Annotated in this window: 8 protein-coding genes; 3 read left to right on the plus strand and 5 right to left on the minus strand. The window is 56.8% G+C overall.

Going from position 1 to position 13984, the window contains the following annotated elements; translation table 11 throughout:
- Window positions 1-9: 9 nt before the first annotated feature.
- Window positions 10-3399, plus strand: a complete 3390-nt coding sequence (locus ACMDB8_RS12465) for a hypothetical protein (protein WP_409079058.1) — start codon at window positions 10-12, stop codon at window positions 3397-3399.
- A gap of 71 nt (window positions 3400-3470) precedes the next feature.
- Entirely contained in the window at window positions 3471-8141 is a 4671-nt protein-coding gene (locus tag ACMDB8_RS12470) for an RHS repeat domain-containing protein (protein ID WP_409079057.1), read from the plus strand.
- A 147-nt stretch (window positions 8142-8288) separates the two neighbouring features.
- On the opposite strand, the gene ACMDB8_RS12475 is transcribed toward ACMDB8_RS12470, so the two are convergent.
- On the minus strand, window positions 8289-9023 hold the full coding sequence (locus ACMDB8_RS12475) for a response regulator (protein ID WP_409079056.1): 735 nt from the start codon (window positions 9021-9023) through the stop codon (window positions 8289-8291).
- Window positions 9024-9073: 50 nt separating this feature from the next.
- A complete protein-coding gene (locus ACMDB8_RS12480; RefSeq protein WP_056725098.1) occupies window positions 9074-9358 on the minus strand; it encodes a LuxR family transcriptional regulator in 285 nt (94 codons plus the stop codon).
- Between the two features lie 652 nt (window positions 9359-10010).
- Here ACMDB8_RS12480 and ACMDB8_RS12485 point away from each other — a divergent pair.
- The gene (locus ACMDB8_RS12485; protein ID WP_409079055.1) at window positions 10011-11684 is read left to right on the plus strand and encodes a fibronectin type III domain-containing protein; all 1674 of its coding nucleotides are present in this window, start codon (window positions 10011-10013) and stop codon (window positions 11682-11684) included.
- A 44-nt stretch (window positions 11685-11728) separates the two neighbouring features.
- On the opposite strand, the gene ACMDB8_RS12490 is transcribed toward ACMDB8_RS12485, so the two are convergent.
- From ACMDB8_RS12490 to ACMDB8_RS12500, 3 genes are all read right to left on the minus strand, one after another.
- On the minus strand, window positions 11729-12337 hold the full coding sequence (locus tag ACMDB8_RS12490) for a LysE family translocator (protein WP_056724540.1): 609 nt from the start codon (window positions 12335-12337) through the stop codon (window positions 11729-11731).
- A 52-nt stretch (window positions 12338-12389) separates the two neighbouring features.
- Window positions 12390-13229 carry an AraC family transcriptional regulator gene (locus ACMDB8_RS12495; RefSeq protein WP_223540920.1) on the minus strand — a complete coding sequence of 280 codons (840 nt, stop codon included), beginning with the start codon at window positions 13227-13229 and terminating at the stop codon, window positions 12390-12392.
- A 75-nt stretch (window positions 13230-13304) separates the two neighbouring features.
- Window positions 13305-13946 (minus strand): DUF1345 domain-containing protein, encoded by a 642-nt coding sequence (locus ACMDB8_RS12500; RefSeq protein ID WP_223540921.1) that lies wholly within the window; start codon window positions 13944-13946, stop codon window positions 13305-13307.
- Window positions 13947-13984: the final 38 nt, after the last annotated feature.

Raw genomic sequence — 13984 nt, forward strand, 5'->3', positions numbered from 1 at the left:
GGGTGCATTATGTCAAATTATTCGTTAGTTGAGCTTACAAACAGAATGCAAGGTAAATCGATCACCCTCGGCTGGGACGCCGTGGTGTTCATGAATCGGGCCAAAGTCAACAGCTTGATGGAGCAGCAATACATTACGCGCTTCAACCAGGACAGTTTCATGAAGCAAATCTTTGGTGCGCCGGCGATGACACCGGATGGTACCGAGGTACTTGAGTTGAGTGGGTTGATTTTGAGCCAGCCTCGCTTGAGTTTCGAGAAGGCCTCGCTGCGTGATTCCCGAGTGACCGCGACCATGGATATTGTGTCGGGCACGGTTTCTTATGTGCGCAAGGGAAGCAACCAGGTCCCGGGGGCCATTCTTTACAGCTATGTGGTGAGCGCCCATCAAGGGTACACCGTCACCATGGACATCGACCTCGCCGCCAGTAAGGGCACGGTCAATGAACAAGGCCAGGTGACTGTCGATATAGGTGACGGCTACAACTGCCGTTGCAACCTGGTGAATGAAGAGAAATCGCAAGAGTCGCTGGGTGATTTTTTCAAGGCGCTGTTCCTTGAGCAGAAACCCGAGGACCGGGTTTACACCTTGGGCATGCTGGACTTGCGCGACGTCGATTTGCTGGCACCGCGTTCATTCATGATCCGCACCATGGCCACCGAGGAAGGAAAGATACGCACATCCGACGACTACGGTGAGGGCGCGGTGGTGCTGATGGTCAGGACCAAGGGGAATCCAAAGGAGGGGAATGACCCGGCGGAAGGCGCTCTGGATTATTTGATTCCCAATGATCGGGATGCGCAGGGCAAGGCCATTTATTCGGGGGCTTTGGTGTTGGCCAGTCGGGTGGTGTTTGATTGGTATATTCAATACCCGATACAGCAAATGATTGGCAGTGAAATTGTTTTTGAACGCACTCACGAATCCAACTCCATTGCTCGATCACTTAAGGCTGTTTCTGGTGCGCTACCTTTACCTGGGTGTTTTATCCGATGGTACGATGGTATAGGGCGGACAGAGGACGTGAGTAGTGTTGGGGAACACAAGTTAGACTTCAGTGGTAGCGATATTGAGGCCTTGCGAATTGGTGCAGATCAGCAGAATATGTTGTCAGTCACTTGGACCAAGATGCAGCAGCAGCCATTTAATGTACGGGTATGGGTATTGATTGGAGGTGCTGATAATTATCCGTCGAAAGCGGATGTTACAACGGATGTAAGAATTGATTTTGCTCCAGTAATTGGTCCATTTAACTCTTTGTCTTTTGAGGCGCAGTCTCCCTCGGCGTCATTTCCTTATAATTACCAATCTGTTATAGAAAGTTACGGTAGTTTGGAGTTTAAAGAGCGTTTTTCTGAAGAGTACTTACCATTAGTGGATCTGGAACTTAAAAAATACGAGATTTTTTTCAATGATACGGCACGATTTAAAAGTTTCGGAATCCCCGAAATCAACGTCCTGGCCATCAGCAACCTGCTCTTCCCCGAACGCAACGCCTTGCAACTGACCGAAGCACGACTGCCCGGTGACCTGGCGCTTTTCGGGCACATCGACCCGAAAGAAACCACGTTCACCCTCGATCCGTTGATGCCGGTGATCAAGGCCGGTGAGAAACAAACCTTCACCATCCGCCAACTGGGCATCAAGGCCGCAGATGTCACCTGGAGCGTACGCAGTGTCGACGGTGCCCGGGCCCTGGGCAGCATCAACGCCAGTGGCGAGTACACGGCGCCGGAGGTTCAGCTGCTCGAAAGCACGGCGGCGCGCAATGTGGTGACCGCCACTTACACAGACCCGGCCACCGGTAACGAGGTGACCGCCTCGGCATTGGTTACCGTAGCTTTGGCCGGGGTGGTGGTGACGCCTTCGATGGCGCAGATTGATATGAGTGACAGTACCGCGACAACGGTCACGCTGAAGGCAACCACCCTGGGGGCCGGCACGCTGAAGTGGTCGTTACGTGGCAATCAGGGCTCCTTGAGCGCCAATCAGGGCCGCGAGGTGACCTATACACGACCACAGACGCCACCCTCGAACACCTTGGAAACAGTGCTGATTGATGTTGAGGACAGTCTCACTGGTGACAAGGCCATTGCCACGGTGCTGTTGCTCAATGGGAGTTTTTCACTGGCGATTACCCCGGCCTTCGTTCCCGGCGTACGGGCTAATGGCCGCGCATTTTTTACAGGCCCCGAGGACGCTTCGCTTAAGTGGTCGGTGGTCGCGGGAGAAGGTCAGGTCAATCCCGATACAGGTGAGTTCACGGCACCAAGCGTGATCACGCAACCTTATAGCGTAGTGAAAGGAACCTTGGCCGGGGTGGTTTCCGGCTACAGCATCATTCACCTGAACAACCACGCCCCGCAGTCGGACTGGTTCGCCGTCGACACGTTTGATTTTACGGTGGATACCACGCCAATCCGGGTCTGGGCCAATGGTTTGCAACAGGCCAGGGTCGTGGTTCGGTTCCGCCCTATGGTCTATGACGGGGCGCCTGATCCGCTGGAGTTGTCTGATGCAGAGTACAAGAGTATTCGCCTGGTCTCGGCAGATGAAAAAAATCCATTGCCAGAAGTCGGTGAGGGCGGCGTACCGGAGGGGGGGAAATGGTATGTCACTGAAGCTGAAAATGGTTATAAGCCTCACCCGGATCTTGTCACCGTTCAACCAACGGGCGCAGGGCAAACGCGCGAGGCAAGGATGTACATCAAAGAGTTCTTTGTCCAATGCCATAAAGTCGAGAACCTGCTGGTGTCGGCCACCATTCGCAATGATACCAGAGAGGACTTTTATTCCAATAAAAGCGTGGAAGATGGAGAACATAATCATAAGGCACGCAACCTCATTGCAGTCGCACCGCCGGACGGAGGAGTTGGCGGTCAGGTCATATTAACATTCGGAGATGATCCGGCGACTCGTGTGGAGGGTGATGCAGACGAAGATGATATGAACACCACCGATTACTATTACTTGAAGTTGATGATCAAGGGTGTACAGGAAAAAATAAAAGACATTCAGTTTGTCGGTAATTCCAGCATGATCAAATGGGAAAGTGATACTCTGCTGGAGGATATTTACAGCATCACCGGCTATGCGTTACCCGACGTCAAAAATGCGCAGGGTCAGCAGATCCTGCACATTGACGATATTCTGTTGCGCCGATTGGGCGACAAGACACAAACTCCACTTCCTTTTGTGAACCCAGGGTATCCGGTACCTGAAGGCCAGGTGTTGTTCAGCCTGCATCGCCGTGAATATTGCCCATATGATCGTTATGCCAAAGCCGATTTCGATGCAGCCCTGCATGTGATTGTCATCGATGTTTATGGCAACAAGCACAGCGTGCGAATCGGCTTCGATGGTACTAATCGAAATAAGCTGAAAATCATCGGTTCATAACGCCGGTAGTTGATCAACAGTGCGGTCCGTTGCGGATCGCACTCGTTACTGAATTTTTAAGGATGTGAGTCATGTCGACATCAACTTCCGTGCATTCCAACGCCTTCAATTTCATGAGTTTCATTCTCAGTCAGGTCGATCCGCGCACCGGGCAATACACCTGTGCCATTTCACTGCCTGAATTGAAAGCCAACAACCTGTGCGGCCCGGTCGTTCCGCTGCAACTGAACTTCAACCCGCTCAATGCCGCCGACAGCGGTTTCGGCAAGGGCTGGAACTTGCAACTGTCGCAGTTCAACCCCACCAACGGCGTGCTGTCGTTGTATACCGGTGAAACCTTCAAGGTCATCCTCGGCGGGCCCAATGGACCGGTGATTCCGGAACAGAAAATCGACTCCTTTCATTTCCATGACCTGGGCAACAAGCGTTATCGCGTCGAGCACAAGGCCGGGCTGGTGGAGATCCTCGAGGTCGGCCAGGGCGAGGTCGCGCTGCCGGTGCAGATGTTCTCGCCCCAGGGCCACGGTGTCGCGCTCGAGTATGTGGCCTTCGGCACCGAACCGCTGCTCAGTCGTATCACCAACGCTACCGACAGCACCGCGTTGCTCAGCCTGGCGCGCACCACCAACCTGTTGAAGATCACGCTGCACCCCGGCAGTGCCTTCGAAGCGCTGTTCCAGATGAGCATTATCGATGGCGAGAGCAAGACCCTGGTCCTGCCGACCGACGACAAAGCCTCGTGGCGTTTCGACTACGTTGCCCAGAGCGGCCTGACCTGCCTCAAAGACGTCTACACCCCCACCGGCGGCCATGAAACCGTCACCTATGCCAGCCGCGCGCATTATTTTCCCGGCCAGGCCGGGCGCACCCTGCCGCGGGTGGCGAGCCACAAGCGCGACCCCGGTTTTGGCCAGCCCGCCATCGAAACCCGCTACGAGTACGATGCCCGGGACCATAACTTCCTGGGCTTCGGCAGCGGTCTGTCATGGAGCGACGATGGCCTGGACAACCTGTACAAAGTGCGCTCGGCGTACGAGTACGAAACCCGGGAAATCCTCTGGGACGCCTTGGCGGGCAAGGCGGTCCGTGAAACCAAGCGGGTGTATAACCGCTTTCACCTGATGACGCAGGAGCAAATCACCCAGTACAGCAGCGACCCGGCGAAAAACACCCTGCAGACCACCGACACCGAATACCACATCGATCCCGCCCTGGACTTCAAGGACCAGAAACCCTACTGCCAACTGCCGAAAAAGGTCACCCAGACCTGGCGCCTCGCCAGCGCCACGCTGCCCCGGCATGCGGAAATCGTCACCACCACTTTCGACGACTTCGGCAACCAGCTGACCCAGGTCAACGCCAACGGCGTGACCGAAACCAGCGAATGGTACAAGGCCGAAGGCGAGGGTGATGACTGCCCGGCTGACCCGCAAGGGTTTGTGCGCAATCTCAAGAGCAAGACGGTCACCCCCGCCCGGTCCGCTTACGGCCAGGCCCCGACCCTGCAAACCCGCTACACCTACACGGCTGAACCGGGTTTGACCGGTTCCGGGCCATGGCTGGCGATCAGGGACGAGACCCTGGTGCCACTTGGTAGCGGCCAGGAGCAGTCATTACAACTGACGGCCTACAAATACTACAACGACCCGACAAATCCCTTCATTCACGGGCGCAAGTTGCAGGATGCGGTAACGCTCAACGACCTGACCACGACCACGGACTACAGTTACAGCATGACGCGCAACGCGCGCAACGGCGAAACGGTCCAGCACACCGTCAGCACATTGACTGGCTTCGACGGGGAGAAAAAAATCATCACGTTGCAGCACTCGCTGCTCAATGGCGAGCCTTTGCTCAATCGTGACGACAACGATGTTGAAATCGAATATGAGTATGACCTGCTCGGGCGTGTGACCAGGGAAACCGTGGCACCGAACACGCCTTATGTCGCTAGCCGCAACTACACCTATACGCTGACCAGTGCATCGGGCCAGCAGGCCATGCAAAGCGCCAGGGACGTCAAGGGCGTTGAAACCATCACCTACCTGGACGGGCACAACCGGGTCATCAGGGAAACCCGGCTTGATGCCGATGCCCTCGGTGGCGATGATCGGCAGTACCGTGAGATTTACCGTGCGACTTACAACAACCGGGAGCAGATGACCAGCGAGACGGATATCGACTGGGAACGAGCAAAAGACGTAGCCTTGACCAGCTTTTTCAACTACGACGATTGGGGCGAGCAGCGCAGCGTTGTGCGGCCCGATGGTGTCGAGGAGCACGAGGTCAATGACCCGATCGCCCGCACAACCACACATTGGCTGGAAGGCATGGGTAAAACCATCACCGTCAATAACCTGTTTGACAAGCCCGACAGCGTCAAGCGTATCGACCTGGGTGGCCGGCAGATCAGCGAGCATGTTTATCAGTATGACGGGCTAGGGCGTACCGCCGAGGAACAGGATGCGGCGGGCAATTGGACGCGTTATGAGTACGACGGTTTCGACCGGATGACCAAAACCGTGTTGCCGGACAGCAACGTCGTCGAGCGCCAATATGCCAGGCACAGTAGCGAAGACCTGCCGATTGAAATCAGCGTCAACGGCGTTGTATTGGGGAAGCAGGGCTTCGATGGCCTCGATCGCATGGTCCTTTCGACCACTGGCGGGCGGGAAAGTGTCTATACCTTCGACCCGGGTCAAAGCCAGCCGAAAAGCGTCAAGCGTCCCAGTGGGGTGGAAATCGGTTACGTGTATCGGCCGGAACTGGGTGAGGATCCAGAGCAACGCAGAGCGCTAGAGAGTACCGCGGTTTATACCTATGACGCCCAGAATGCGCGCCTGCGGACCACTGAAGAGGTGGACCCGTCGGGCATCACGCACAGTCTTGAACGCGAGTATTTCAGCACTGGCGAACTGAAAAGCGAAAGCCGCGGGCAGACCGGCGAAGTCACGCGCATCATGTATTACGAGTACAGCCGGCAAGCACGCTTGATGCGCTACACCGATGTCCTCGGGCAAACCCAGGAGTATGAATACAACCCCCGTGCGCAACTGACTGCAACCCGCCTGGGGGATACGCGCTCGACATTCACCTACGACAATCTGGCGCAACTCAAGACGATTGAAACCATCGACGGAGCGCAGCGGCTGCAGATCGATCTTGAATACGATGATTTCGGGCGGGAGGTGCGGCGTACGTTCGATCTGGGCAATCAGATAAAACAAACACTGAGCCAGACCTACGATGAGGTCGACCGGTTGACCCAGCGGACGTTGATGCAAGGCAGCGAGGAGCTGCGCGTCGAAACCTATGCGTATGACGAGCGTGGGCGCCTGGTCGACTACAAATGCACTGGCAGTCAACGGCCGGAGGACCCTTATGGAAAAATCATCAAATGTCAGGTTTTCGGTTTTGATGCGCAGGACAACCTGGACTTCGTGGAGACGACCTTCGAGGGTGGGCGTCATGTGATCTATTTCGAATACACCAACGAGAAAGACCCGTGTCAATTGACCGGGCTCACCAATACGTTGACCCCGGCGCTACCGGGCGATCCGCTTTATCCGCCCAGAATTGATTTTACTTATGACGCCGACGGTAATCTGCTGCAGGACGAAGTGGGGCGTATTTTGCGGTATGACAGTCTGGGTCGTCTGATCAGTGTCAGTGCCCAGGCAGGCGAAAAAGCCACTGGCTATCACTATGACTCGCTGGACACCCTGAGTGGACTCGGCACCGCTGGCGGCAATGAACAGCGCTTTTATCAGGACGGTAATCTGGCCAATCTGATCACGGGTGCCAATAGCAGTACTTTCCTGCGAGCTGACGGCAAAGTGCTCGCCGAGCATCAGGCAGGTGCCGACCCAAAGTCCCTACTCCTTGTCAGCGATGACAAGAGCAGCGTGTTGTGTGAGGTGAGCCAGGACCGGCGCAATGAAGTCACGTATTCGGCGTATGGCCATCGTGCGGATGACGCGGCGCTCAGTGGGCATTTGGGCTACAACGGCGAACGACGGGAAGCGCAAACCGGATGGTATCTGTTGGGCAACGGGTATCGGGCGTTCAATCCGTTGTTGATGCGGTTTCATAGTCCGGATAGTTGGAGCCCGTTTGGGGATGGGGGGATCAATGCTTATATGTATTGCTTAGGGAACCCGATTGATCTCACAGATAAAAATGGCCATAGTCCTTGGGGAGCTGTAATTAGACTTTTTAAATTGACTACGAATTCTAGAGTGGCAAAAGGCATACCAAGTAGTATGAAGATGGTAGGCAAGGGAAAAGGCTCTGCGACGCTGCACAAAATAACTCGATCTGATGCGGGAGAGGCCATGAACCAGGTTGGGCATTATAGGTCTCAGTTGGAACAGTTTAATGGTAAAGATGTGCCTGATGAACTTTTTAGAAAATACGCTGATTCGGTTTCGCAGATTGATTTTATGGAGGGGAACATTGGGAAAAGGCTTATTACTCGTCATAGCGCTAATGAGTTAAAAGCGGTTCCTGAGTACTTAGATGATTATGTGCTACGGGCTTATCAGGATCGTCATCGGTATTTAGATCGCCTCAAAGAGCAAGCTATGAAACGAGCCCAAGAACAAGCCAAAGATGCCGCCAAAACCAGAGCCAAAACCGAAGCCAAAGCTGAAGCCAGGGCGGCTCGAAAATACCAACAAAAAAACAATGAAGTTAGAGGAGGCGGTATTCGATATGACTCAAATAAACAATGGGCGCAATAATGAGTGTATGTATTAATGGGTAAGCCAATAAAGATCCCAGCGCTGATGAGTGAGTGCATCAGCGCTGGGTGCTAATAGTTAAATCTTATTGTTTACTTCGTCAGGAGTTGATTTAAAGTTTCAGTGGTTCGTTATTAATAAAAAGGATTACCCCAATCCACTCACCCGCGCAAACTCCACCAACCCACCGTCATGGCCAAGCCCCAACTTGTCCATGGCGGTGCGTTTCTGTCGGCTGATGGTTTTTTCACTGCGGTTCAGTTGCGCCGCAATCTGCCGGCCGGACAATCCCTGGACAAACAACCTGACCACCTCCAGCTCCCGCTCGGAAAGTTTCATCGACGGCATGGCCGTACAGCTGGACGGCACGTTCCGGGCTTGCAGGATTTCTGCAATCGTCGGGCACAGGTGGCGCCGGCCTTTGATCACCGTCCGCACTGCCGATTTCAGCTCGGTCATGGGGCTGCGCTTGTCGAACAGGCCCCTGACGCCAATATTGAGCAACGCTTGCAGTAGCGAAGGGTTGCGCAACACGGTCATCACCATCAGCGGTATGTGGCTGAAATGACGCTGCAGGTAACCCATCAATGCCAGGCCATCGGGAAAGCGTCCGTCAGGCATCGAGTAGTCGCTGATCAGCAAATCACAGGGGGTGTTCTGCAAATGGGTGATCAGTTCATCCGCGTTATGTGCCAGGGCAACAATCCTGAATGCTGAACCGGGTTGCGCGCACAGGGTCATCTTGGCCCCGGTCAGCACCACGGGATGGTCATCGGCGAGGATAATGCGTAGCGCGTTGTCCGGGCGGTGCCTGCACGATACGGGCGTATCGTCACAGGCACGGGGACGGGGGAAGGCATGAAGTGTCTGGTCCGGAATCATTGGGTGTCCCTAGGACGCGATGACACGCGGCCCCTTGGGGACGGACTGGCTCAAGGCAATTGAATCAATCCCTGTTCCAGCGCCATGACCAAGGCGATCCAGCGCGATCTCACGCCGAATTTTCGGCGAATGTTGCAAAAATGGTAATTCACACCGGCCTCGGAACAACTGACGATCTGGCCAATTTCCCAGGAAGATTTGCCCGCGGCGCTCCACTGCAAGACTTCTTTTTCCCGAGAGGTAAGCCTGATTTCTTTTGCCTGCCTACTCTCCACAGGTGGCAAATTGAGCGAGGCTGGCGATGAGCGAACTGAGGGGGTAGCGGACTGATGCATTTTGGATCTCCCATTCATCATCATTGACGGCGTGGGCGCGGCGGAATCCTCCTACTTCACAAAGGCACGGTTCGCGCGGCCGTCCTACAAAGCCCGGTGCAGGGCTGTAGGCGAGGTGTCGTTATAGCGCGAATCAACCGACTTGGAACCTGTCAGAAATTACAGGTGAGGAACTTTAATCAGGTGTTATGGAAAAGGCTGTCAGCCGAAGACTTCGGTAGTTGTAGGATGGATCTTTGAGTCATGACGTCCTGAGGAATGCGCGTTAATTTTTTGATTAGGCGAGATTTTGCGTGTTGAACGCAGGCGAGTGATTACGCAGATCCTCACCGGAAAAATGCCGACGCAAGGGGCGGTTTTCGATCAACACCGATATACCCGTTCGTCGCTTGAAAACGCCGGTGGCGCGCTTCTCGACGTGAGACAGGGTTGTGGCTGGGAATCCGCGCGACGGGAGAAGGACATGCGCTGTTCAGCCTTGACCCAACGCATCGCCGGAGAAAGGGCGACGGCCTTACAGATTCAAGGTCGAGTGCTGCTATTGCGCGAACAATAGAAACCGGCCGATCGCCACTAACCGTTCTGTCAGTGGTGCTGCACCCGCAAACGGTATTTAAATGAACGCAGTCAAACCGTTGCTGGAGGCGTCTGAATGAGCGGGCATGAAAACGAATCACCCCTGCCTGGGACGGCTTATGTGGTTCCGCCGATTACCATTACCGCGTCCGCTCAGTCGACCTCGGCCATACGCGTGATCTGGGGCTACCTGGCCGGTGGCGGGCATACCGGTTCGCGGGTGAAGTGGGGAGTGGCGGGAGGCCCCACGGAGGGCGAGTTCGATGTCCCCATCAGTTCCTTGACCTATATCGTCAGCGGGCTCAATCCGAACACGGAATATCTCATCCAGATTTTCGGGCTCAAGGGTGGCGAGGTGTCGCCAATCAGCAAGGACGCGCAAGCCAAGACCCATCCGGCGGCCTCCGTACCGTCAAGCCCGACCAATCTCAGCGCCACACCCAGCAAAAACACCATAGCCTTGAGCTGGTCCGGACCCGCCGATGCTTCGAGCTACAAGATCAGCTACGGGCTTGCCCCCAGTGGCGCGGTGATCGGCTCCGCGACATCGGTGGCGGCGGCTCACACGGTCAGCGGCCTGAATGCCGGAACCCACTATTATTTCGATGTGCGCTCGTCCAATAATGTCGGCGATTCGGCACCGACACGTATCACCAGACAGACCTTGCAAGTGCCCGCGACGCCCGTTGGCTTGCGAGCGACGCCGACAATCTCCACGCTGGAGATTCAATGGTTTGCCGCCACGGCGGCCGACGATTATGTCATCCGTTACGGTATCGAACCCGGTGGGGCGGTCAATACGCTGACCACGCGACTACTGCGCGAGGCGCTGACCAACCTCAACAAAAATACCCTTTATTTCGTCGAAGTCAGCGCCCGCAATGCCAACGGCGAATCTTCTCCGTCGCGCATCACTCAACGAACGCTGGATGGCCCACCGTTGCCACCCAAGCCAGGCCCGTTGGTTGTGCTGGACACCTTTGATACGGTGCGTGTCAGTTGGGCCACGATCAATCAGCCTGGATACGAGGTGGCCTATGGCGTGCTCAGTCAGCACCCGCAAGTCATCGCACGATATGAAACCGAGCACCTGACCTGGCTATTGAGGCACCTGTCTCCTGATGTGACCTATTTCATCGAAGTGCGAGCTTTCAACGAGACTGGATATTCAGCACCGGCATATGCGACCGTCACCATCGGCCCGGACCGGACACAACCCAGAAACCTGAGCAATCCCGGCAGGACGTTCAACGAGGCGAGTCTGACCTGGGATGCGCCGCAGGACGCCTCTTATCTGATCGATTACGAAATCACCTGCCCGGGACGACCGGTCGTTCGCACCAGTGTGCGTGAATACCTCGCCACGGGGTTGATAGCCGAACAGGAGTATCGGTTCACCGTTCAGCCCCGTCGGCCCGAAGGCCCCGTACCGGCCCTGTCGGCTGTGATTGGCGTGGTGACCCATGACTTCGTGCCGCCGATTCGCGTGACGGCCCTCAAGCTGACGCCCTCGACGCCTGGCAATGCACTGCTGAGCTGGAGCGCGTCGCAAGACAATGTCGGGGTCACCGGCTACGAGGTGCGGCGTAACGCAGGTAGCTGGATTTCGGTGAGCGGTACCAGTTACCCGGTTTCAGGCTTGGGGAGCTCGGACGTTTTTGACGTAAGGGCCAAAGATGCCGCAGGAAACCGTTCCTTGTCTGTAACGACGACGTTCACCAACGGCGCTGCAGCCGCGACGTCATCCTGATGGCGGTTGAAACTCGTTATGCACCGATGGGTCACATGGGGCATTCAGATCCAGACGCTTATCCACGTCGAACCCAGCAGCAAAAGCGCCATGCAACGATTGAAGCGTTGCATGGCGCGCGGCGTCCGCAGCCAGCGGCTCGAACCGGCGCCCAGCATTGCCCATGCGCCGAGGCATGGCAGGGACACCAGGAAAAACACCAACGACAGTAATGCCACCCGCAACCCACGCTGTTCGCCGCCTTCGGCGAACACACTGACCACCGCCAGCGCCATCATCCAGGTTTTCGGGTTGATCCATTGCAGGCTGGCGGCACCCCACATTCCGAGGCGGACTTCTCTGGTCTGAGTGCTGATGGCTTCGGCGGGGGTGCTGAAAATCTGCCAGGCCAGATAGCTCAGCCACCCTACACCGACCCATTGCATGACGGTTTGCAAGACCGGCCAAGCGGTCAACGTTGACCCGGCTCCGGTACCCACCAACAGCACAAGGATCGCCGCGCTGGCGCAGGCGCCGAAAATGATGGGCACGGCTGCCGCCACGCCAAACCGTGCGCTGTTGCTCAGCACCAGAATGTTGGTCGGGCCCGGTGTAATCGAGGCGACAAAGGCAAACAGCAAGAAGGGCAACAAGGTCGGGAAAGAGGAAAGCATCGCAGGCAGACTCCGGTGAATATCAGTACGTTGATCTTCACCATCGCCGGTATTACCTGTCTGGAAGATTTGAGCAGCGCTTGCGGTACAACGCCGGCGTCAGGCCGTAGGCGCGCATGAACCAACGGCCCAGATGGCTCTGATCGGCAAAGCCCAATGTCATCGCCACAGCCGCCGGTTGCTCACCACGGGCCAGCATCCGCCGCGCCGTGGCCAGGCGCAATTGCACCAGATACGCGTGAGGCGCCATGCCATAGGCCGCCTTGAACGCGCGGGTCAGGCGGAAGCGGTCGACGCCGGTGACGGCGGCCAGTTGATCGAGGCCGATGTCGTATTGCGCGTTGGCATGCAGGTATTCCCGGGCCTTCTGCGCCACCTGTGGCAAACGCGGGTCCTGGCCATCGCGGGCGCGCCATTGCAAGTGGCTGGTCAGGCGTTCGAGCAAACCGTCGAGGGCGGTCTGGCGGACGATCTTCAGTTCACCGCGATGCAGGGTCTCAAACGCCAGGTTGGTGGCCTGGGCCAGGCGCGCATCGCTGGCCAGGGTGGCGGCGAAGCTCAGCTGGCTGTTGTCGGGGGCATGATCGAACACGGCGCCGAGTTCGCGCTGCAACCACTGCGGGTCGAGGTACAGCATGCGGTAGGTGAAGCCGTCGGCGGTCGGCGCGTCGCCATCATGGATGTCACCGGGTTCCAGCAGAAACACCTTGCCCGGCGTGCTCTGGTGCCTGGCCCGTCGGCAATTGAATTGCTGCACCCCTTGCTCGGTGACGCCCACCAGATAGCTGTCATGCCAGTGCGGGTCATAGGCATGGCCTTCGAAATGCGCGCGCAGGGTCTCGATGCCGGTGTCGGCATCCTGGGCCAGGTCGATCCAGTTGTGAGCGCTCATGGGGCACCTGCGATACGGTTGCCGGGATATTTAACGCCTTGACCGAGGGCCATGCCTAGAACGTTTGTGCAGTCATCAACCGAACAGGCCGGCGGCGATGTTGATCGAGAACCCGAGAATGGCGGTATTGAACAGAAAACCGATCAACGACTGCGCCAGCACGATCTTGCGCATGCCCCGCGTGGCCACGCCGACATCCGAGGTTTGTACCGCCACGCCGATGGTGAACGAGAAGTACAGGAAGTCCCAGTAGTTGGGGGTCGTCAGACCTTCGGCAAAACGCAGCGCCGGCTCCTTGCCGTCCCAGATGTAATACAGCCGGGCGTAATGCAGGCTGAAGATGACCCCGATCAGCAGCCATGAGCCGATGACGGTCAGGGCGGTGAAGCCGTAATGCAAAAGCTTGCGCGTGGTTTCCAGGTCTTTGCTGCCGGCCAGTTCGAAGGTGATGGTCGCCAGGCTGGCCAGCGCCGCAATGCATACGAGCGCCAGCACCAGCCCGGCGTTTTCGTCTTCGATTTCGGCGATGCGTTTCACGTCAGGCGCTTTCGAACGCACGGTGAGCCAAAGCATCAGCGACAGATAGATCCAGACGCCGGCATTCCAGCCGATGAGGATCTTGCTGATCGGCGAATCTGCCGGAGCCAGAAAGCCCGCCGCGATGCCCAGCAGGATGGCGGCGGACAGGCGAGGGTGGGTGCGTGCGAGGAAAATCATGGAGGCTCGAGGGGTTGGGGCTGTGCAATCACCTTAGC

It is taken from the genome of Pseudomonas monachiensis, assembly GCF_047345015.1.
GTDB classification, from domain to species: domain Bacteria; phylum Pseudomonadota; class Gammaproteobacteria; order Pseudomonadales; family Pseudomonadaceae; genus Aquipseudomonas; species Aquipseudomonas monachiensis.